General features: G+C 71.4%; 24 protein-coding genes. 11 read left to right on the top strand and 13 right to left on the bottom strand.

From position 1 onward, the window contains the following. Positions 1 to 17 precede the first annotated feature (17 nt). The 3 genes from DMB42_RS06455 to DMB42_RS06445 are packed head-to-tail and all read left to right on the top strand — an operon-like array spanning position 18 to position 2,468. Complete coding sequence (locus DMB42_RS06455) at positions 18 to 1,466, top strand: 3-hydroxyacyl-CoA dehydrogenase family protein (protein WP_125631637.1); 1,449 nt, start codon at positions 18 to 20, stop codon at positions 1,464 to 1,466. Next, positions 1,463 to 1,753, top strand: coding sequence for an ATP/GTP-binding protein (locus DMB42_RS06450; RefSeq protein WP_125631635.1), 291 nt, complete (start codon positions 1,463 to 1,465; stop codon positions 1,751 to 1,753). The genes DMB42_RS06455 and DMB42_RS06450 overlap by 4 nt, the downstream gene beginning before the upstream one ends. Before the next feature lie 10 nt (positions 1,754 to 1,763). Continuing rightward, a complete protein-coding gene (locus DMB42_RS06445; RefSeq protein WP_125631633.1) occupies positions 1,764 to 2,468 on the top strand; it encodes an alpha/beta hydrolase in 705 nt (234 codons plus the stop codon). Here the strand turns inward: DMB42_RS06445 and DMB42_RS06440 are convergent. Both DMB42_RS06440 and DMB42_RS06435 read right to left on the bottom strand, forming a co-directional pair. Beyond that, a complete protein-coding gene (locus tag DMB42_RS06440; protein ID WP_260477529.1) occupies positions 2,431 to 3,552 on the bottom strand; it encodes a cell wall metabolism sensor histidine kinase WalK in 1,122 nt (373 codons plus the stop codon). The two genes, DMB42_RS06445 and DMB42_RS06440, sit on opposite strands and share 38 nt — an antisense overlap. Positions 3,553 to 3,568: 16 nt before the next feature. Beyond that, the gene (locus tag DMB42_RS06435) at positions 3,569 to 4,222 is read right to left on the bottom strand and encodes a response regulator transcription factor (protein ID WP_125631631.1); all 654 of its coding nucleotides are present in this window, start codon (positions 4,220 to 4,222) and stop codon (positions 3,569 to 3,571) included. Between the two features lie 112 nt (positions 4,223 to 4,334). On the opposite strand from DMB42_RS06435, the gene DMB42_RS06430 reads away from it, so the two are divergent. The 3 genes from DMB42_RS06430 to DMB42_RS06420 all read left to right on the top strand — a co-directional run bounded on the left by DMB42_RS06430 (position 4,335) and on the right by DMB42_RS06420 (position 6,437). Beyond that, on the top strand, positions 4,335 to 4,679 hold the full coding sequence (locus DMB42_RS06430) for a hypothetical protein (protein WP_125631629.1): 345 nt from the start codon (positions 4,335 to 4,337) through the stop codon (positions 4,677 to 4,679). Positions 4,680 to 4,757: 78 nt separating this feature from the next. After that, a complete protein-coding gene (locus tag DMB42_RS06425) occupies positions 4,758 to 5,519 on the top strand; it encodes an SDR family NAD(P)-dependent oxidoreductase (protein WP_125631627.1) in 762 nt (253 codons plus the stop codon). 123 nt (positions 5,520 to 5,642) lie between these two features. Continuing rightward, complete coding sequence (locus DMB42_RS06420) at positions 5,643 to 6,437, top strand: alpha/beta fold hydrolase (RefSeq protein WP_260477527.1); 795 nt, start codon at positions 5,643 to 5,645, stop codon at positions 6,435 to 6,437. Here DMB42_RS06420 and DMB42_RS06415 read toward each other — a convergent pair. From DMB42_RS06415 to mce, 3 genes are all read right to left on the bottom strand, one after another. Beyond that, the gene (locus DMB42_RS06415; protein WP_125631625.1) at positions 6,397 to 7,509 is read right to left on the bottom strand and encodes an AI-2E family transporter; all 1,113 of its coding nucleotides are present in this window, start codon (positions 7,507 to 7,509) and stop codon (positions 6,397 to 6,399) included. The genes DMB42_RS06420 and DMB42_RS06415 overlap by 41 nt on opposite strands. A 124-nt stretch (positions 7,510 to 7,633) precedes the next feature. Next, on the bottom strand, positions 7,634 to 8,923 hold the full coding sequence (locus DMB42_RS06410) for a DivIVA domain-containing protein (protein WP_125631623.1): 1,290 nt from the start codon (positions 8,921 to 8,923) through the stop codon (positions 7,634 to 7,636). Positions 8,924 to 9,114: 191 nt separating this feature from the next. Continuing rightward, positions 9,115 to 9,537, bottom strand: coding sequence for a methylmalonyl-CoA epimerase (gene mce, locus DMB42_RS06405; RefSeq protein WP_125631621.1), 423 nt, complete (start codon positions 9,535 to 9,537; stop codon positions 9,115 to 9,117). Positions 9,538 to 9,623: 86 nt separating this feature from the next. On the opposite strand from mce, the gene DMB42_RS06400 reads away from it, so the two are divergent. Then, positions 9,624 to 10,805, top strand: coding sequence for an acetyl-CoA C-acetyltransferase (locus DMB42_RS06400; RefSeq protein WP_125631619.1), 1,182 nt, complete (start codon positions 9,624 to 9,626; stop codon positions 10,803 to 10,805). Between the two features lie 17 nt (positions 10,806 to 10,822). Here the strand turns inward: DMB42_RS06400 and DMB42_RS06395 are convergent, their stop codons facing one another. From DMB42_RS06395 to DMB42_RS06375, 6 genes are all read right to left on the bottom strand, one after another. Beyond that, entirely contained in the window at positions 10,823 to 11,107 is a 285-nt protein-coding gene (locus DMB42_RS06395) for a hypothetical protein (RefSeq protein ID WP_125631617.1), read from the bottom strand. Then, complete coding sequence (locus tag DMB42_RS06390) at positions 11,100 to 11,693, bottom strand: RNA polymerase sigma factor (protein ID WP_260477526.1); 594 nt, start codon at positions 11,691 to 11,693, stop codon at positions 11,100 to 11,102. Before DMB42_RS06390 ends, DMB42_RS06395 begins: the two co-directional genes overlap by 8 nt. A gap of 144 nt (positions 11,694 to 11,837) precedes the next feature. Beyond that, a complete protein-coding gene (locus tag DMB42_RS06385; RefSeq protein WP_125631615.1) occupies positions 11,838 to 12,296 on the bottom strand; it encodes a hypothetical protein in 459 nt (152 codons plus the stop codon). Between the two features lie 206 nt (positions 12,297 to 12,502). Beyond that, positions 12,503 to 12,655, bottom strand: coding sequence for a hypothetical protein (locus tag DMB42_RS52990; RefSeq protein WP_185844490.1), 153 nt, complete (start codon positions 12,653 to 12,655; stop codon positions 12,503 to 12,505). A 206-nt stretch (positions 12,656 to 12,861) separates the two neighbouring features. Then, a complete protein-coding gene (locus DMB42_RS06380; RefSeq protein WP_125631613.1) occupies positions 12,862 to 13,533 on the bottom strand; it encodes a DUF4230 domain-containing protein in 672 nt (223 codons plus the stop codon). Positions 13,534 to 13,653: 120 nt separating this feature from the next. Beyond that, entirely contained in the window at positions 13,654 to 14,994 is a 1,341-nt protein-coding gene (locus tag DMB42_RS06375; protein ID WP_125631611.1) for a hypothetical protein, read from the bottom strand. Between the two features lie 229 nt (positions 14,995 to 15,223). Between DMB42_RS06375 and DMB42_RS06370 the strand changes: the two genes are divergently transcribed. The 4 genes from DMB42_RS06370 to DMB42_RS06355 are packed head-to-tail and all read left to right on the top strand — an operon-like array spanning position 15,224 to position 18,802. After that, positions 15,224 to 15,775 (top strand): MarR family winged helix-turn-helix transcriptional regulator, encoded by a 552-nt coding sequence (locus tag DMB42_RS06370; RefSeq protein ID WP_260477525.1) that lies wholly within the window; start codon positions 15,224 to 15,226, stop codon positions 15,773 to 15,775. Beyond that, a complete protein-coding gene (locus tag DMB42_RS06365) occupies positions 15,759 to 16,697 on the top strand; it encodes a tetratricopeptide repeat protein (protein ID WP_125631609.1) in 939 nt (312 codons plus the stop codon). Before DMB42_RS06370 ends, DMB42_RS06365 begins: the two co-directional genes overlap by 17 nt. A gap of 9 nt (positions 16,698 to 16,706) precedes the next feature. Then, entirely contained in the window at positions 16,707 to 17,336 is a 630-nt protein-coding gene (locus tag DMB42_RS06360) for an AAA family ATPase (protein ID WP_125631607.1), read from the top strand. 56 nt (positions 17,337 to 17,392) lie between these two features. Continuing rightward, positions 17,393 to 18,802 (top strand): NAD-dependent malic enzyme, encoded by a 1,410-nt coding sequence (locus tag DMB42_RS06355; RefSeq protein ID WP_125631605.1) that lies wholly within the window; start codon positions 17,393 to 17,395, stop codon positions 18,800 to 18,802. 99 nt (positions 18,803 to 18,901) lie between these two features. Here the strand turns inward: DMB42_RS06355 and DMB42_RS06350 are convergent, their stop codons facing one another. Then, entirely contained in the window at positions 18,902 to 19,387 is a 486-nt protein-coding gene (locus tag DMB42_RS06350; RefSeq protein ID WP_229824200.1) for a hypothetical protein, read from the bottom strand. A gap of 70 nt (positions 19,388 to 19,457) precedes the next feature. Then, positions 19,458 to 20,402 (bottom strand): glycosyltransferase, encoded by a 945-nt coding sequence (locus DMB42_RS06345; RefSeq protein ID WP_260477524.1) that lies wholly within the window; start codon positions 20,400 to 20,402, stop codon positions 19,458 to 19,460. Between the last annotated feature and the right edge of the window lie 82 nt (positions 20,403 to 20,484).

The raw sequence follows: 20,484 nt of genomic DNA, 5'->3' as shown, positions 1-20,484 counted from the left end.
TCTGGAAAACTGGTCGCATGGCGTTTGAAACGGTGGGAGTTGTCGGGCTCGGCACGATGGGTGCCGGGATCGCCGAGGTCTTCGCCCGAGCCGGGCTGCGGGTGATCGGCGTGGAGGCCGACGCCGAGGCCCTGGCCAGGGGGCGCGGGCACGTCGAGCGCTCCACGGCCAGGGCGGCCGACCGGGGCAAGCTGACGGCCGGGCAGCGCGCGGAGATCCTCGGGCGCATCACGCTGACCACCTCGCGGGAGGACCTGCGCGAGGTCGATCTGGTGATCGAGGCCATCCCCGAGGTGCTCGACCACAAGGTGTCGCTGTTCCAGGACCTCGACCGGGTCTGCAAGCCCGAGACCGTCCTCGCCACCAACACCTCCTCGCTGCCGGTCACCGCCGTCGCCGCCGACCTGGGCCGTCCCGGGCGGGTGATCGGCATGCACTTCTTCAACCCGGCGCCGGTGATGCGGCTGGTCGAGGTCGTGAGCACGGTGGTGACCGCGCCCGGGGTGACCGCCGAGATCTCCGAGCTGGCCGGCCGGCTGGGCAAGACGGCCGTCTCGGTGGGCGACCGGGCCGGGTTCGTGGTCAACCGGCTGCTCCTGCCCTACCTCAACCACGCCGCCGTCCTGCTGGAGCTGGGCATCGCCACGCGCGACGGCATCGACGACGCCATGCGGCAGGGCGTGGGGCTGCCGATGGGGCCGTTCGCGCTGCTCGACCTGATCGGGCTCGACACCGCGTACGAGGTGATGGAGGTGCTGTTCGACGAGACGCGCGACCGCCGCCACGCGCCCTCGCCGCTGCTGCGCGAGCTGGTCACCGCCGGGCTGCTCGGGCGCAAGAGCGGCCACGGTTTCTACGGGCCGCAGGAGCCGCCCAAGGAGCCGGAGAAGTCCACGGTCATCACGTTCGCGATCGACGGGCCCGACGTCCACGGGCTCGGCGAGCGGCTGCGGGCGGCCGGCTTCCGCCCGTCCGACGATCCCGACACCGTGCTGCGCTGCACCGACCGTCCGGTGATCGAGCACGCCGTACGCCTGTCCGACCCCGCCCGCATGGTCGGCCTGCACGTCGTCGGCGACAAGGTCGCCGAGCTGGCCGGCACCGCGCTCACCTCGCCCAGGGCCGCCAAGGCGGCGCGCGACCTGATGAGGGTCGCCGGGCTGACCCCCGTGTCCTGCAAGGACCGGGCCGGGTTCGTGACCGACGCCCTGCTCTTCCCCTACCTCAACGACGCCGTGCGCATGTACGACTCCGGCTACGCCTCCATGGCCGACATCGACGCCGCCATGCGGCTGGGCTGCGGCTACCCGGCCGGTCCGTTCGAGATGCTGGGCTACCTCGGGTTCGCCAGGGTCCGCGACGGCCTGCGGGCCCTCTACGCCGAGTACCGCGAGCCCGCCTTCGCTCCCGCCCCCCTGCTCGACCAGCTCGTCACGGCCGGTGTGAGCGAGTTCCCCCGCTCATGAGCCCGCGCCGCGCCCGCAGGAGGGACGACTCCCGCCCACTCGGCTTCCCCACCGGCACCGACAAGGTGGAGGAGTGGCCGGACGGCGACTGGAAGGTCCGCATGCTCACGGGCGCGTCCTCGACCAAGACGTACCGGTGCCCCGGCTGCGACCAGGAGATCCTGGGCGGCAGGCCGCATCTGGTCGCCTGGCCCGACTGGCCGGGCGGCGACGAGGAACGCCGCCACTGGCACCCGACCTGCTGGCGCAAGAGACTCGACCGCGGCCCCGGCCGCAGCCGCTACTAGGAGGACCCCCGTGGAGATTCGCGCGGCCACCGTGCTGCCCGCCAGGCGTGAACCGATCGAGCTGCACACCGGCGACGGCCTCAGACTGGTCGGCGAGCTGGCCCAGCCCCTCGACCGGCCGCCCGTTGCGACCCTGGTGACGTTGCACCCGCTGCCCACCCACGGCGGCTTCATGGACAGCCACGTCTACAAGAAGGCCGCCAACCGGCTGCCCGCGCTCGCCGACCTCGCCGTGCTGCGCTTCAACACGCGCGGCACCAGTTCCGAGCGTGGCACCTCCGAGGGCACGTTCGACGGCGGCGAGGGCGAGCGGTTCGACGTGACGGCCGCGCTGGAGTACGCCGAGTACCACGACCTGCCGCGCGTGTGGGTGGTCGGCTGGTCCTTCGGCACCGAGCTGGCCCTGAAGTGGGCCCACGACCCCCTGGTCGAGGGCGCGATCCTGCTCTCGCCCCCGCTCCACAGGGCGACCGACGACGACCTCGACGCCTGGGCCGGGTTCGGACGGCCGCTGGTGGTGCTGGTGCCCGAGTTCGACGACTACCTGCGTCCCGAGGAGGCCCGCCGGCGCTTCGCCAGGGTGCCGCAGGCCGAGGTCATCGGCGTGGACGGCGCCAAACACCTGTGGGTGGGCGAGCCCTACGTGCGGATCGTGCTGAACGAGATCGTCCGGCGGGTCAACCCGGAGGCGTACCCGCTGCCGTCGGACATCTGACGGTCACCTCCAGCCCGCCCTCCGGCCGCGCGACGACCTCCAGCGTGCCCTGATGGGCCCGGACGACGGCGGCGACGATCGACAGGCCGAGCCCCAGCCCGTCGCCGACCGCCTTCCGGCCGCTGTCCAGCCGCTGGAAGGGCTGCAACAACGTCCCGATCCGGTCGGGCGGGATCACCGGGCCGCTGTTCGCGACGGTGAGCGTCGCCCGGCCGTCCCGCACGCCCGTGGCCACCGTGATCCACCCGTCCGGTACGTTGTGCCGCGCCGCGTTGTCCAGCAGGTTCGCGACCAGGCGTTCGAGCAGGGCGCGGTCACCGGAGGCGGGCGCGGGCCGCAGCGCCGCCTCGATCCGTACCGCGGAGTCCGGCCGCTGGTCGAGCGCCTGCCCGGCGACCGCGGCCAGGTCGAGCGGCCGGCGGTGCTCCAGGCCCTGCTGGCTCCTGGCCAGGGTGAGCAGCGCCTCGATGAGCTGTTCCTGGTGTCTGCCCGCCGCCAGCAGGCGGTCCAGGACGTGGCGCAGCGCGGCGGCGTCGGCGTCCGGGTTGGCCAGCGCGATCTCGGCCATCGCCCGTTGCAGGGTCAGCGGGGTACGCAGCTCGTGGGAGGCGTTGGCCACGAACCGCCGCTGCGCGGTGAAGGCGGCCTCCAGCCGGTCCAGCAGGTCGTCGAAGGTGTCGGCCAGCTCCTTGAGCTCGTCCTGCGGCCCGGACGCGGCCAGCCGCCGGTCGAGCCGGTCGGCGGTGATACGCCGGACGGTCGCGGTCATGTCGTGCAGCGGCCGCAGCACCCGCCCGGCCGTCAACCGGCCCAGCAGGACCGAGGCGAACGCCATGACCACGAGGGCGATCACCGAGTTGACCAGCAGCCTGCGCAGCCCGGCCGCCTGCTGCTCGGCCAGGTACGCCACGTCCACCCGCGGCACGGTCACCTCCGGCCCGCCGGGTGCGACGGGGCCGACCGGCGCCACCGGGACGGGCGAGAACGCGACCAGCAGGTAGATCAGCGCGACCAGCAACATGCCGGCGGCCAGGAACAGGCCGCTGTAGAGCAACGTCAGCCGCAGCCGTACGGTCCGCCGCACGCCGGGACACCTCCGCTCATATCCGGTACCCGGCCTGTGGGACGGTCTCGATCAGCGGCGGGGCGCCGAGCTTGCGGCGCAACCGGCTCACCGTCACCTTCACGGTCTGGGTGAACGGGTCGGCGAACTCGTCCCAACCGCGTTCGAGCAGCTGCTCGGCCGAGACCACCGCGCCCCTCGCCGACAGCAGCAGCTCCAGCACCGCGAACTCCTTCGGGCTGAGCGTCAGCCGGCGCCCGTCCCCGGTGGCGACCCGCGTGGACGGGTCCAGCCGCAGCCCGCCGTGCACCAGCACCGGCGGCAGCGCCGGTCTCGTCCGCCTGGCCAGCGCCCTGATCCTGGCCACCAGCTCGGCGAACGCGAACGGCTTCGGCAGGTAGTCGTCGGCCCCGATGCCGAGCCCGCTCACCCGGTCGTCGATGGTCCCGGCGGCGGTGAGCATCAGCACCCGCGCCGGGCGCTCCCCGGTGGCCAGCCGCCCGCACACCTCGTCGCCGTGCAGGCCGGGCAGGTCGCGGTCGAGCACGACCACGTCGTAGTCGTTGACGGACGCGCGTTCGAGCCCGGTGTGCCCGTCCAGGGCCACGTCGACGGCCATGCCCTCGCGGCGCAGGCCCGCGGCCACGGTGTGGGCGAGCTCCTCGTGGTCTTCGACGATCAGCACCCTCATGGTGTGCCCAGCATGCCCACGGCGGGGTTACAGCGGGGTAACCGCGGGCGTTCCCGGGTGGTAACCGGGGGCCGGGTTCTCTGTGAGTGTCGGACGAAACGGAGGGATCATCATGAAGGGTTCGACCATCAGGCGGCTCACGCTGGCCGCCCTGGTCTTCGCCACCGCCGCCGGGACGGGCGGGGCGGCGGCCTCGAACGCGACGGCCGCGCCGGACGACGGCGGCAAGGCGTTCACGGACTGCATGCGCGCGCCCGACCTGCCGGACTTCCCCGAGGTCACCGTCTCGGAGAGCGGGCTGATCAACCTGAGCATCGACGGCGAGCGGGTCGGCGTGCTGTCGGCCAAGTACGGGGCGGCGGTCAAGGCCTGCGAGCCGCTGCTGCCCGCCGGGACGACGTTCCCCGCCGGGCCCCCGGCCCCGGCTGCCCCGAGCGCCCCGGCGCGGCCGGCCTAGCGCCCGGTCAGGATCGGGCATGGCGCAGGTCGAACGCTCTTTGTAGAATCTTGTTCGGTTCGCGAGCGAGGAGGCACTGTGGGCGCGTTCGACCTCAACGGCAGAACGGCTCTGGTCACCGGGGCGTCGAAGGGCATCGGACGGGCCATCGCGCTCGCCTACGTCGCGGCGGGCGCCGACGTCGCCCTGGTCTCCAGATCGGCCGAGACCCTGGCCGAGGTGGGCAAGGAGGTCGAGGCGCTGGGCCGGCGGGCCGTGGTGATCCCGGCCGACCTCACCGACCGCGAGGCCGCCGCCGCGGCCGTCGCCGCCTCGATCGACGGGTTAGGGCACCTCGACGTCGTCGTCAACAACGCCGGCGGCTCGAACTTCCTGGTCGAGTTCAAGGACCTGCGCCTGTCCGGGTGGGACAAGCTGATGCGGCTCAACCTCGACTCGGCCATGGCCGTCTGCCACGCCGTCGCGCCCCACCTGCTGGCCCGGGGCTCCGGATCGGTGATCAACGTGGCCTCGGTGGCGGCGCGCGGCGCCCCGCTGCTGGCCCCGTACGCCGCCGCCAAGGCCGGGCTGGTGGCCCTGACGAAGACGCTCGCGGCCGAATGGGCCTCCGGAGGCGTACGGGTCAACGCCCTGTGCCCCGGCTGGACGGCCACCGACCTCAACCGCAACCTGTGGGAGGACGAGGCGACCGGCGCCGCCACGGTCGCCGGCGTGCCCATGCGGCGGTGGGGCACGCCCGAGGAGATGGCCCAGCCGGCGGTGTTCCTGGCGGGGGAGGCGTCGGCGTACATGACGGGCCAGGTGCTGTTCGTCGACGGCGGGGCCACCGCGATCGGCTGAGCGCCGTCAGGCGGGGCCGACGTTCGTCCTCACGGGCGATGTCCGGAAGTGGGCAGGCTTATCGCGGTATACCGGCATCGTCAATAAGTGAATGTGTCGGTGAACCGGGCTACCGTGTGGTCCGTGCAGCTCTACATGAGATCGGCCGGGACCGGGCTCCCGGTTGTGCTGCTTCACGCGTTCCCGTTGTCGTCGGCGATGTGGCTGGCCCAGCGCGAGGCACTGGCGAGGGTCTGCCGGGTGGTGACCCCCGACCTGCGTGGGTTCGGCGGGTCCCGGCTGGGTGACGACGAGCCCTCCCTCGACCTGATGGCCGACGACGTCGCCAGGCTGCTCGACGAGGAAGGCATCGACCGGGCGGTGGTCGGCGGGCTGTCGATGGGCGGCTACGTGACCATGGCGTTCTGCCGCAGGCATCCCGACCGGGTGCTGGGCGTGATCCTGGCCGACACCAAGGCCAGCCCCGACCCGCCGCCGGCCAGGGACAACAGGGAGCGCATCGCGCAGGCGGTCATCGACGGCGGGAGCGACGTGCTGGTCAGCGAGGTGCTGCCGACGCTCATCGGGCCCACGACCAAGGAACGCAGGGCCATGGTGTTCGGCCGTGTCAAGGGCCTGGTGCAGTCGGCCCCGCCGGGAGCCGTGGCCTGGGCCCAGCGCGCAATGGCCGCCCGCCCCGACTCCTTCGGCACGCTGAGCGAGCTGAAGGTGCCCCTGCTGATCGTCGTCGGCGAGGAGGACGAGCTGTCGCCGCCCGCCGACGCCGAGGCCATGGCGCGGGCCGCGCCCGAGGGCAGGCTGGAGATCATCCCCAAGGCCGGTCACCTGAGCGCGGTCGAGCAGCCGGAGGCGTTCAACGCGGCGGTGGCCGAGTTCCTCAGGACCGAGCTTGGCGGGGCAACACGATCTCCCGGATGATCAGCGCGATGGCTGCGGCCACCGGGATCGCCAGCAGTGCTCCGACGATGCCGAGCAGGGCGCCGCCGAACAGCGCGGCGATCACCGTTACGGCGGGCGTCACGTCCACCGAGCGCTTCATCACCCTGGGATAGATGAAGTAGTTCTCGATCTGCTGGTAGACCACGAAGAAGATCGCGCAGGCGATGCCGGCGGGCAGCGACTGCAGCAGCGCGACCCCCGTGACGAGCACCGCGCCGATCGTGGCGCCGACCAGCGGGATCAGGTCGGTCAGTGCCACGACGAGGGCGAGCGCCAGCGCGTACTGCACTCCCGCGATCGACAGGAAGATCCAGGTCAGTACGCCCGCGATGACCGAGATGAGGACGTTGCCCGCGACATAGCCGCCGATGCCGGTGAGGATCTGCTCGGTGATGGCCGACGTACGGGTGCGGCGCGAGGCCGGGACCAGCCTGAGCAGGTAGTCCTTGATCGTGTGCAGCGAGCCGAGGAAGTACAACATGAGCACCAGCAGCGTCACCGTGGTGAACACGCCGTTGAGCACCACCAGCCCCGCGCCCATGATGCCGCTGGCCAGCGCGGGCCCGAGCGTGCTGGTCACGAACGAGCGCACCTGCGCCAGCACGTGGTACTCGGCCTCGATCTGGCGGACCGTCGGATGGTTGCTCAGATCGGTGATGTAGCCGGGCACCGCCGCGATGAACTCCGACAACTGCTGGCTCACCGGCGGCACCACGGCCAGGCCGAACAGCGTGAACGCCACGATGACCCCGGTGAACACGATCGAGATCGCCAGCCGCCTGGCCAGGCCGCGTCGTTGTAACGCCTCGACCGCGGGGTTGAGGCCCACGGCCAGGAACATCGCCACGACGATGAGGATGATCGTGCTGAGGGACTTCTCGATCATCTGCGCGAGCGCGATGGCGGTCAGCACACCCAGCCCGCCCACCAGCCCGAACAGGAACGGGCCGCGGGCGAACGGTTTGCCGGGCAGCCCGTACGGCGCCGGCTCCTCGGAGGACGCGGCCGCCTTGGGCTCCTCGGCGGTCCTGGGCTCGGCTTCTGCGGACACGGAGGGCTCCTAGGGGGACGGAGGTGTCGGTGAAACAGAAAGAGAGCCTAGCGACCCCAAGGTCACCAGGCTCTCTCTCCAGCCGTGCTACAACCCCCGTGTGCGGTGTCCGTCTAGCCCGCCGTCACTCCTGCCACCACTCCGCGTCGTCCTCGCTCTTGGCCTCGACCTTGGGAGCGGGCGTCGTGGGCGGCGCGGCCGGCTCGGCGGCCGGGGCGGCGATGGCCGGGGCGGCCGGGGCCGCGGCGACCGCGGGCTCCGGCTCCAGGCCCGGCAGAGCGGCGCCGCCGAGCAGCTGGCGCAGCTGGGCCAGGTGGCTGGTGATGCTGTCACGCTGCCTGGTCAGCTCGTCGACCTGGCGCTGCATCGTCGTACGGGTGCGCTCGGCGTCGTTCTTCGCCTCGGTGACGATCGTCTCGGCGCTGGACTTGGCCTCCGTCATGACCGTCTCGGAGCTCTTGCGGGCGTTCGCGACGAGCTGCTTGGCGTGCAGGTCGGCCTCGCGGCGGGTCTGCTCGGCCTGCTGGGTGGCCTTCGTGGCCCGCGACTCGGCCGTGGCCGCCCGCTGCTCGGCCTCGGCGACCATCTTCTGCGTGTTGGCCTGGGCGGTGGCGTGGCGCTCGGCCTCCTGGCGCTCGGCCTCCTCGCGGCGGGAGGCGAGCTGGATCTCGAACTCCGCCTCGTCCTGGGCCCGCTTGGCCTCCGACTCCTCCAGCACCCGCTGAGCCTGCGCGCGCATCTCGTCGGCCTGCCGCTTGGCGGTGGTCAGCACCTCGTCGCGCTCACGCTTGGTCGAGGCGCGCAGCTGCGCCACCTCGCGCTCGGTGGTGGTGCGGAGCTTGGCGATCTCGCGCTCGGCGTCGGCCCGCTTCTCCGCCACCTCGTGGTCGGCGGCGGCACGCAGCTTGGCGGCCTCGCGCTCGGTGGTGTTGGTCAGCTCGTCGGCCTCGCGGCGGGCGGTGGAACGGATCTCCTCGGCGTCCCGCTCGGCGGTGGAGCGCATCTCGTCGCTCTCCCGCGTGGCCTGGGCCCGCTTCTCGGCGGCCTCGGCCTCGGCGGCGGCCCGCAGGTCGGCGGCCTCGACCTTGGCGGCCGCCTTGATCTCGTTGGCCTCGGTCCTGGCGGCCTGCACGAGCTCGGTGGCCTGCTCCTCGGCCAGGCGCAGCAGCTGCTCGATGCGGGCGCCCAGACCCGAGTACGTGGGACGCTCCTGCTCCTGCAACTGGCGCTGGGAGTCGGACAGATCGCGCTGCAGGTTGGTGACCTGCTCCCTCGACTGGCGTAGTTCCAGGTCGAGCTGCTTGAGGTGGTCGTGTACCTGATGCCGGTCGTAGCCCCTGAGCACGACGTCGAACTCGCGTGCCGGGGCGTCCTCGAAGAAGTTGTTGAGCTGGGCGTCGATGTCGGACTGCATGGAGGCTCGATCCTGGGTTGTCGAGACGGCTACACGGGCCGGACGGGGGGTTCGGGGCATCCGAGCCAGGAGCCTGTGCCTCGCGGCAGGCTCCCTGTCCGGTGGGAAGCCAGCGTACTCCGCTGGTGCCACCTTCGGGCCCCGTCCAGCTTTCTGCGTGACTAGTTACTTATGAACGATATTTCCGTTTGCTAGCGCGGGGCCGCTTGGACCAACTCGGTGAGCATTCCTCCCACATCTTTGGGATGCAGGAACGCGATCTGCGACCCCATGGAACCGTGGCGTGGACGTTCGTCGAGAACCCGCACGCCCCTCTCGTTGATCTTAGTCATGGCCTCGGTGACGTCGGAAACCCCAAATGCCACATGGTGGACACCTTCGCCCCGCTTAGCGAGGAATTTTCCCACAGGCGAGTCCTCGGAGAGCGGTTCCAGAAGCTGAATGTAGGAGCCCCCGCCTTCGCCGTCCGCGATGTGCAACATCGCCTCCTTGACGCCCTGCGCCTCGTTGACCTCCCGCGCCACGACGGTCAGCTCGAATGTCTCGGAGAAGAACGCGATCTTCTCCTCCAGGTCGCGGCAGGCGATCCCGATGTGATCGATGCGCATGAACATTGTGTGGCCTACCTCCATAGCGGGCGAGCTCCTACTCGTGGGTATGGTGTCAAAGAACCCCTCGTGAGCACAGGAGGCCGCCGCCAATGTCCAGTTCCGTCATCGTCGCCGGAGCTCGTACCCCCATCGGCAAACTGCTCGGCGCCCTGTCCGGGCTGCCCGCCGTCGAGCTGGGGGGCATCGCCATCAAGGCCGCCCTGGAACGTGCCGGAGTGGCCCCGGAGGCCGTCGAGTACGTGATCATGGGCCAGGTCCTCCAGGCCGGCGCGGGGCAGATCCCCTCCCGCCAGGCCGCGGTCAAGGCCGGCATCCCGATGACCGTGCCCTCGCTGACCGTCAACAAGGTCTGCCTGTCGGGCCTCGACGCCATCGCCCTGGCCGACCAGCTCATCCGTGCGGGTGAGTTCGACATCGTGGTCGCGGGCGGCATGGAGTCGATGACCAACGCCCCCCACCTGCTGCCCGGCCTGCGCAAGGGCGTCAAGTACGGCAACTCCGGCGTGGTCGACTCCATGGCCCACGACGGCCTGTTCTGCGCGTTCGACCAGTGCGCGATGGGGGAGTCGACCGAGCGGCACAACACCAGGCTCGGCATCGGCCGTGAGGAGCAGGACGCCCTGTCGGCCCGTTCCCACCAGCTCGCCGCCGCCGCGACCAAGAACGGCGTCTTCGAGGAGGAGATCGTCCCGGTCGAGATCCCGCAGCGCCGCGGCGAGCCGGTGATCGTCCGGGAGGACGAGGGCATCCGCGCGGACACCACGGCCGAGGCCCTGGCCAAGCTGCGCCCGGCCTTCGCCGCCGACGGGACCATCACGGCCGGCTCGGCCTCCCAGATCTCCGACGGCGCGTGCGCCGTGGTCGTCATGTCCAAGGCCAAGGCCGAGGAGCTCGGGCTGCCGTGGCTGGCCGAGATCGGGCGGCACGGCAACGTGGCCGGGCCCGACGCCTCCCTTCAGTCGCAGCCGGCCAACGCCATCAAGCACGCCCTGTCCAAGCAGGGACTGACCGCCGACGACCTCGACCTGGTCGAGATCAACGAGGCCTTCGCGAGCGTCGTGCTGCAGTCGGCCAAGGAGCTCGGGGTGCCGCTGGACAAGGTGAACGTCAACGGCGGCGGCATCGCCCTGGGGCACCCGATCGGGGTGTCGGGGGCGCGCATCGTGCTGACGTTGGCGTACGAGCTGAAGCGGCGCGGCGGCGGACTGGGCGCGGCCGGCCTGTGCGGCGGCGGCGGCCAAGGGGACGCGCTCATCATCCGCGTCCCCTGACCCGTTCCGCCGGTCGGCTACCTCGTCACCGGGTGCTCGGCGTGCCGTTCACCCGGTCTGACGAGTTCGCAGACGCCGTTGGAGCATGAGCGGCGCATTCGTCCCATCGAGATGATCTCCACCAGCGCCATCACCCAGCACGCCGGGCAGCCGCGGAGCGCGAGTGCGCCGACGATGACGAGCACCAGGCTGACCGGGCCGACCAGCGGGATGAGGGCAACCGCGGCGATCAGCGAGCCGAAGCCCACCGTGCCGCGGACCAGGTGGCGGGCCAGCGACACGCCCGCCTGCGAGTCAGTCATGGAGAGCTCCTCCGGTCAGCAGGCCGTGCACGGCCGCACGGGCGCGGTGCAGACGGGACTTCATCGCCGGGACGCTCAGCCCGAGGGCCGCGGCGACCGTACGGCCGCTGAGACCCTGGACGTCCCGCATGATGAGCACCTTGCGCTGGTCGGCGGGCAGCGCCGCGATGGCGGCGGCCACCCGCGCGGTCTCCAGGCGCTCGAACACCTCCTCCTCGGCCGACAACGCGGCGGCCGAGGAGTGCACGGCCGGGTGGGGACGCAGCATCAGACGGGCCCGCCTGATGCATTCGTTGCGGATGATCCGGAACATCCACGAGGCGAGCGCCCCGGACGCGCGCAGGGTGCCGATCTTGCGATACAGCACGATCAGGGCTTCCTGAGCGGCGTCCTCGGCGTCCTCCGGAGTGGCGCACAGCGTGTGGGCGAAGCGCTGTACATGTGGATGGGCGCCCGACACCAGCGCGGCGATCGAGTCGGCGTCGCCGGCGCGGGCCGCGTCGATCAGCCGCTCGTCGGACCACGCGCGCCCGGTCACGTCGCCCGACAGCGGCCGGGCGAGGCCGGGCCAGTGCAGGTCAGTCACGTCCCCGCCTCCTCCTGCGCAGCACGACCATGCATGTGCAGATCAGTACGGCGGCCACCCCGGCCGCGATCGCTACCACCACGATGTTCTCCCATTGTCTCGTCGGTACGACGGACATGAGAGGCGGCGGCCCCCGGAAAGGATTCAGGAGGTCCTGGTGAAGTCGGCGATCCAGTTGGTCTCCCAGGTCGTCCCGCCGTCGGGGGAGAAACGTTGTTCCCAGCGGCACGACCCTTCGGTGATGTCCGACCAGATGTACGCGACCTTGATGGGCCGGCCGTCGTACACGTCGTCGCAGGTGAACTCGCCGCGCCCGGTGGCGTCGAAGCGGCCTACGACGGGCGGCAGGGACATGCCGGTGGCGCTGCCGGCCCAGTAGAGCGCCCATTCGTCGGCGGCCTTGTCGTACAGGCGTAACGTCACGCCGGCGGCGGCCTCGCTGGGGAAGGTGACCTCGTCGATGTTGCCGGCGCCGTCCAGGACGCTCCAGCACCTGGTGTGGCCGGTGAACTCGTACCATTCGTCGCTGCCGGCGAGCACCTTGCGCAGCCGGCGCTGTCGTGAGGTCCAGGTGCCGACGAAGAAGTCGAAGTTGTTGTCCATGGCCGGACGGTATGCGGCCATCCCTGACATCTTCCGTCAGTGTCCCGGCGGGTGAACGCGCGACACCCCGGTCCCACCAGGAACGGGACCGGGGTGTCGCTCACGCTGCGCTCGCGCCGGCCAGGAATCCGGCGACGGGCGCGCCCCCTAAGGGGGCATCTCAGCCCGGCCGCGAGGGAGGCTGCGGCCGGGCTGCTTGTGGGGCGTCATGAAGCCAGGAACTTGGCGAAGACCGAGCGGTGGCGACGCTCGGAACGCTGTCCCTTCAGTGCCTCCCGTACGCGCCGCTGCTCGGCGGCGGCCTGACGGTGTTCGGCGGCGTGGTGCTGCATGACGGAGTATTCGAGTTCGGCGTTCATCCGAGTTCTCCTGCTGTTCGTGTTCCTTGTTCCCTGCACTTTTAAGACTCCTCCTAAGGCCCCTCCCGGCACATCGGGCGGATGTCCTATCTGGCGGGGTTCTGGCAGGTAGGGAGGTACTTAGGAGGGCACCCCCATGCCCTAAGGACACCCGGGGATACCTAGGCGGGAACACGAACGGCCCCCTCCACCAGGGGCGGCGGGGGTCAGGGCTCGTCGGTGAACTTCACGCTCACCTTGGTGAACCCCAGCGACTTGAGCATGCCCGTCAGCATGGACCTGGTGTTGGCGTCGGCCCGCGCGCGCAGGTCGCTCGCCACCGCCGCCTCGGTGATCTTCCTCTCCGCCAGCAGGTAGAGCTCGCGCTGGTCGCCCGGCGAGCCCGACAGGAAGTCCTGGACGCGGTCGAGCAGGCCGCGCTGCTGGGCGAACACGTACGAGCGGCGGTTGTCCAGGTTGGGCTTCTCCAGCTGGGCGCGCGGGAGGCGGACGGTGGCCTCGGTGCGCTCCTCGTTGACGGTCACCGCGCCGGCCGCCATGGCCGAGAAGTCCACGTACGCGTCGACGCCGCCGGCGCCCACGAACAGCGTCCGGGTGCCCTTGACGGCGTCGGGCAGGAAGTTGGCGTCCTTCTCCAGATCGACGACGACCTGGAAGTTGCCCGTCGCGGCCTCGAACCGGCTGAGGTCCTTGATGGACTGCAACAACACCGGCCCGCTGCGGTCGACGGTCTGCTCACCGAGCGGGTTGAGCCAGGTCCAGGCCAGCCGGCCGCCCACCACGAGCAGAACCGCCAGGACCAGGAACCCCGCCGCGTATCGCCACCTGCGGCGCCGCCGGGGAGCCACGTCCGGCGGCGTCGTCTGGGAAGTCGTCATGGGTGCATGACTACCCGCTCGTCGATCATCATTGCCAGCCATAGGGTGACAACTTCGTCCTCAGCCTTGTCCTCGGTTTTGTCCGCAGCTTCGTTCTCGGCTTCGTTCTCGGCTTCGTTCTCAGCCGGACGCGCCGGAGGTGCCCGCCGTGCCGGGATCGGGGTAGACCGGGTAGACGTGGCTGCTCTCCGGGGTGGGCCGGGCGGGGGACGTCATCGCCGGCATGCCGGCCGGGCCGCCGCCGAAGTGGGTGCTGGACAGGCGGCAGGCCTGGAAGTCGCTGTAGAACATGCGCAGCCACTCCCTGCGCTGGTGCTCGTCGAGCCCGGAGAACCAGGACGCGGCGTACTGGTGCTCGGGCAGCGGCCCGCCGGGCAGGGGCTCGCCGCGCAGCCAGGCCATCACGATCTCCCGGTAGCCGTCGGCCGGCGTGCCGGGGCAGCGGGCGGCCAGCGCGTCGATGTACTCGTACGCCGCCTCCTCGGCGAACCCGGCCGACAGGTCGGGCACGTGGATCGGCGCGAGGCCGTTGGAGGGCTTCAGCGGCTCGTCGAGCGGCCGCTGCTCGACCCGCGTGAACGCGGCCGGGGTGCCGGCCAGCCGCGAGGCGATCTGCGTGAACACCGCGCCCAGCTCGGTCTGCCCGGCCCGCATCCCGGGGTGGAGGCACACGGTGATCGGCCACTCCTGGCAGGCGTAGGCGATGTCCTCGGCCGCGGCCGGCTTGGGGTGGGCCAGCATCCGCGACACGCCCATGCCCGCCGCCAGCACGGCCAGCAGCGCGCACGCCAGCACCAGGGCCTGCCTGGTCACCAGCGCCGCCCAGCCGAGCAGCAGCGCGCAGGTGATGCCGAGCAGCCAGATCGTCTGGTCGAAGAACGGCGCCCCGCCCAGCCCCTGGAACAGGTCGTACGGCTCGCCCGTGCCCGGCGCCAGCCTGTCGGCCAGCCCCCGGTCGTCGGCCAGCCACGAGAAGGCGCCATAGCAGGCCAGCCCGGCGATCGGCGGCGTGAGCGCCTTGGGCACGACCCAGCCGGCCACCCACCCGATCACTGCGTAGAGCGCCAGGCCGGCCATGCCCATGCCCAGCCCGGACAGGCTCAGCCGCCCCGCCTGGTCGGTGAGCACGGTCTTGACCGCCAGCACCAGCACCGTCGCGCCGAACGAGCCCAGCACCACCACCACGATCGCCAGCGGCGCCTTGAGCGCCCGCCACGTCGTGAGCGAACGCCCGCGCAGGGCCCGCCGCTTGCGCAGCGCCACCCACGCGGCGAACGCGGCCGCTACAGGCCCGGTCATCCGCAGCGAGCCGATGACCGCGGCCAGGATGTTCTCCCACGCGTCGACGCCAGGTATCAGGACGTTCCACGCCGCGACCAGGCCGAGAGCGAGCAGGACCGCCACTGTCACGGCCGCGCTGTGCTTCAGCTCCTCGCGTGAAACGCCCGCGTGCTCACGCACGCCTTATCCCGTTGCAGTTCACCAAGCACCCCCCGTGCCCCTGGCGAGGCGGAAGAATGCAAGCCCAGACCCGTCCCCACGGCAGATGGACTTGGCTTCCGCGTCACCTTACGTAAGAGAACCATAACGGAGCGTGATGATTGACGGTCGGATTCTTGGTCAAGCGGTGAAGCCTGTCGCTCCAGGTGGCCCGGAGAAACCGGGACGAGAGGCGCGCTACCGTAGCGCTGTGTCCCATCCGAAGCCGCTCAATCTGCCGTTCGATCCCATCGACCGCGCCGCGGAGAGCTGGCGTGCCCGTTTCGGGCCTTCCTCCGCGATGGCCGCGGTGACCTCCATCATGAGAGCCCAGCAGATCCTGCTGTCGCAGCTCGACTCGCTCCTGAAGCCCCATGATCTCACCTTCGCCCGCTACGAGGCGCTGGTTCTGCTGACCTTCAGCCACACCGGCTCGCTGCCGCTGTGGAAGATCGGCGAGCGGCTCATGGTCCACCCCACCAGCGTCACGAACACCGTGGACAGGCTGGAGAAATCCGGGTTCGTCTGCCGCCTGCCCAACCCGCGCGACGGCCGCGGCGTGCTCGCCGAGATCACCGACAAGGGCAGGGAGGTCGTACGCCGGGCCACGGCCGACCTGATGGCCGCCGAGTTCGGCCTGACGATGTACGCCGAGGACGAACTCCAGCAGATCTTCGACCAGCTCCGCACGCTGAGGGTGGCGGCGGGTGACTTCGCCGGCCCGTCCATGCGGCAAGATGAGGAGCATGGCGGACTTCTCTAGGCCCGGGTCGCTCTACGGAGCTGTGGACCTGGGCGCGCGCAAACAGGCACTGGAGGCCCAGGCCCGGCGGGAGGCCGCCGGTCCCCAGGGGGCCCCGTCGGCCTCGGTCGTCGGCGTGACCGAGGAGACCTTCACGACGGACGTCATCGACCGTTCGATGACCATGCCGGTCGTGCTCGACCTGTGGTCGCCGAGGGCGCCCGGCAGCGCCCAGCTCAGCCCCGTGCTGGAGAAGGTGATCGGCGACATGGGCGGCAGAGCCGTCCTGGCCAAGGTCAACGTCGACACCAGCCCCCAGATCGCGCAGGCGCTGCGGGTGCAGGCCGTGCCGACCGTGCTGGCCATCTTCCAGGGGCAGGCCGTCACCGGCTTCCAGCAGGTGCTGCCCGAGCAGGAGGTGCGCCGCTGGCTCGACGAGCTCATGGGCGCGGTCGAGCAGCCCTACCAGGCCAACCCCGACGCCCGGCCGGCCGCGGCCGAGGAGGGGGAGGAGGCGCCCGCCGGGCCGCCCGCCGACCCCGACCTGGTGGCCGCCGAGCAGGCCATCGACGCCGGAGACCTCGACGCGGCCGAGGCGGCCTACCAGCGCCTGCTGGCCCGCATCCCGGGCGACGAGGACGCCAAGATGGGCCTGGCGGGCGTCGGCCTGATCAAGCGCACCTCCGAGGTCGACCCGGCCGACGTGCAGCGGCGCGCGCAGGACCCGTCCGACGTCGACGCGCAGCTTCTCGCCGCCGACCTGGAGATGCTCTCCGGCGCGGTGGACGAGGCGTTCGAGCGGGTCGTGGCGGTGGTCAAGCGCACCTCGGGTGACGACCGTGACAAGGCCAGAAAGCACTTGCTCGGACTTTTCGACGCGTTGCCATCAGACGACCCATCTTTGGCAAAAGCGCGTAGAGCATTGGCGAGCGCCCTGTTCTAACCTGGAGGTATGCGGGTCGTCACGATCTCCGCGGCCTACGGCACGGCCGGCAGCCACATCGGCCCGGCCGTCGCCGAGCGCCTCGGCGTGCCCTTCGTCGACCGTGCCATCCCCAGCGCCGTCGCCCAGGAGCTCGGCTGCACGCTGGAGGAGGCGCTGGCCCACGACGACCGCGCCGAACACGGCCTCGGCAGGCTGCTGTCCGGCGCCATCCGGCTGCCTACGGTCACGTTCGGCGGCGTCGACATGTACGTCCCCGGCGCGATGCCGCTGCCGCCCGAGGAGTTCGTCCGGCGTACCGAGCGGATGATGAAGGAGATGGCCCTCGCCCAGGGAGGCGTCTTCCTGGGCCGGGCCGGGGCCCTGGTGCTGGCCGACCAGCCCGGCGCGCTGCACGTCCGGCTGGACGGGCCGCTCAAGCGCCGGATCCGGCAGACGGCCACCCTCGGCGAGATGAGCGAGCGGGAGGCGCGGGCCGTCATCGAGGACAACGACCGGGCCAGGACGGCCTACGTACGCCACTTCTACCGCGCGGATCCGGGCGATCCGTGCCACTATCATCTCGTGCTCGACAGCACCACCATCCCGGTCCCGGCCTGTGTCGACCTGATCGTCATGGCCGCGGCGGCACTGGATTGACCTGAAGCCCCCTATCCTGGGATGACTTCTTGGTCAGTCCCGAAGGAGCGATTGACGTGGCCACCGTTCCGAGTGTGTCGTACTCCATCACCGTGCGTCTTGAGGTGCCTGCGGGCGGCAAGGCCGTCAGCCAGCTCACCCACGCCGTAGAGTCGGCCGGGGGTGTGGTGACCGCCCTCGACGTCACCAATGCGGGCCACGAGAAGCTCCGCATCGACGTCACCTGCGCCGCCCGCGACACCGACCACGCCCAGGCCATCGTCGACCAGCTCGAGGCCGTCGAGGGCGTCGTCATCCACAAGGTGTCCGACCGCACGTTCCTCATGCACCTCGGCGGCAAGATCGAGATGAAGTCGAAGGTGCCGCTGCGTAACCGCGACGAGCTGTCCATGGCCTACACCCCGGGTGTGGCGCGCGTGTCGATGGCCATCGCCAGGAACAAGGAGGACGCCCGCCGCCTGACGATCAAGCGGAACACGGTGGCCGTGGTCACCGACGGATCCGCCGTCCTCGGGCTGGGCAACATCGGGCCGGAGGCCGCGCTGCCGGTCATGGAGGGCAAGGCGGCGCTGTTCAAGCGGTTCGCGGGCATCGACGCCTGGCCGATCTGCCTCGACACCCAGGACGTCGACGAGATCGTCCGCACGGTGCAGGTGATCGCGCCCGGGTTCGGCGGCATCAACCTGGAGGACATCGGCGCGCCGCGCTGCTTCGAGGTCGAGCGCCGGCTGCGCGAGCTGCTGGACATCCCGGTCTTCCACGACGACCAGCACGGCACGGCGATCTGCGTGCTGGCGGCGCTGACCAACGCGCTGCGCGTGGTGAACAAGTCCATCGAGAACGTCAAGATCACGATGGCCGGCGCGGGCGCGGCCGGGAACGCGGTGCTGCGGCTGCTGCTGGCCGCGGGCGCGCGCAACGTGGTCGTCTGCGACTACCTGGGCGCCGTCCACAAGGGCCGCGACGACCTCGACGAGTCGCTGCGCTGGATCGCCGACCACACCAACGCCGAGGGCTACGCCGGCGACCTGCGGGGCGCGGTCAAGGACGCCGACGTGTTCGTCGGGGTGTCCGCGCCGGGCATCCTGACCGGCGACGACATCGCCACGATGGCCAAGGACGCGGTGGTGTTCGCGCTGGCCAACCCCGAGCCCGAGGTGTCGCCCGACGACGCCCGCGAGCACGCCGCCGTGGTGGCGACCGGGCGCTCCGACTACCCCAACCAGATCAACAACGTGCTGGCCTTCCCCGGGGTGTTCCGGGGGCTGCTCGACGCGCAGGCCGGCGGGGTGACGCAGGAGATGTTGCTGGCCGCCGCGGCGGCGCTGGCCGCGGTGGTCACGCCGGAGGAGCTGGGCCCCAACTACATCGTCCCGAGCGTCTTCCACCCCGACGTGGCGACGGCGGTGGCGGCCGCGGTCCGCGAGTCCGCCGGCGGCCGTGCCCGAGGTTTCACCGAGGCGTGATCACCGGAGGGCCGAGCCGCTGGTTCGGCCCTCTTCCGCCGCAGCGCCGCAGATCCTCCGACCATCCGGACGGCCCGCAGGGCGTCGCCTGTGGAGGCTTTACGCGTGGGTGACGGCGGGGATCAGGCGGTAGCTCTCCTGGAAGACGAGGTTGTGGGCGTCGGCGGCGGCGATGGCGCGCAGGGTGGTGAGCTGGCCCGCCGCGTCGGAGTGGTCGAAGACGTTCAGCGGCCAGTCGCCCACCGTGTTGCCGCGCAGGTGCGGGTGGTGGAAGTCGGCGCCGTAATGGGCCACGATCGCGATCGGCAGGATGTCCTTGTCGCGCTGCTCCGGCCACGTGAGCGACCACATGGCGTTGAGCCCGCCCTCCTGAGACCTGGTGAGCCCGCTGGCCACCACCTGCCCCGTACCGAGGAGCAGGTCGGCGTTGAACTCGTCCAGCGTCGCCCGTGCCACCGGGTCGAGCAGTTCGACCGCCGTGGCGAACAGGCGTTCCTTGTCCTCCCGCGCGGTGACGCCGCCGTGGACGCCGTCGCGCAGGTCGGTGAAATGCCTGATCAGAGCCTCGTTCATGGCAGTGCGCATGCCTACCCTCTTCCCCCGGTACGCGGGCGACACCCCGTACGGCGGCGATCCGCCGCGCCGTAGAAGCAGGTCAGGCGGCCGCGAACGGCGCCGGTCGCCGGTCGCGCACGCTCAGCTCGTAGATCTTCTCGTAGCCCATGGCCATGCCGAGCGCGTCGAAGTCGCGCTTGACGTGCATGCGGCAGTCGGCCGGATGCAGGCCGCCCGCGGCCTCGACAGCCTCTGGCAGGTCGGCGGGGGCGGCGCTGACGTAGCCGGTGACGCCGTCCGCGACGATCTCGGGCACGGCGCCGCCGCGCAGCGCGACCACGGGGGTGCCGCTCGCCATGGCCTCGATCATGACCATCCCGAAGGACTCCTCCCGCAGGCTGGGGAAGAGCAGGCAGTGGGCGTTCGCCAGCAGCTCGCGCTTGCGTACGCCGTCCGCCTCGCCGACGAAGACGGCGTCGTCGCCGAGCCGGGGCCTGACGTGGGCGTCGAAGTAGGCGTGGTCGGCGGGCCCGGTCAGCCCGCCGGCGAGCAGGATGCGCCGTCCCGCGGCGCGCGCGGCGTCGATGGCCAGGTGGGCGCCCTTGCCGGGGCTGAGCCTGCCGAGGAAGAGCACGTAGTCCTGCTTGCGCTCGCGGAAGGGGAAGCTCTTCAGATCCACGCCGTTGTGCACGGTGCCCAGCCAGTTGAGCTCCGGGGCCCGCATCCGCTGGAAGGTGGAGGTGGACACCAGGCCGACGGCGTCGCCGAGCGGGCGGTGGCACCGGGCCGGCTCGCCGGTGGCCGGGCCGTGCACGGTCGCTACCGTCGGGAAGCGCGGGTCCAGGACGATGCCCGCCGACGAGTGGTCGTGGACGACATCCGCGTCCTCCGGCACCGGCCGGTCGGCGCCGATCAGGGTGACCCGGTGGCCCAGCCTGAGCAGGGAACGCGCGAGGTCGGTCATCATGACCCTGACGCCCCCGTCGGAGCGTTCCAGCTCCGGCGGGGTCACCATCGCGATGTGCAGCCGGGAATCGGCGGACAAGTCGTCACCTCCATAGGGGCCGCCGCCTCCGGATGGCCCGGAGGCGGCGGAATGCGACCGTGCGGATTCCCGATCTCAGCCG

Source organism: Nonomuraea sp. WAC 01424 (assembly GCF_003947315.1).
Taxonomy (GTDB): Bacteria; Actinomycetota; Actinomycetes; order Streptosporangiales; family Streptosporangiaceae; genus Nonomuraea; species Nonomuraea spiralis.
The sequence above is the reverse complement of the archived record's forward strand: the minus strand, read 5'-3'. Positions and strand labels throughout refer to the sequence as shown.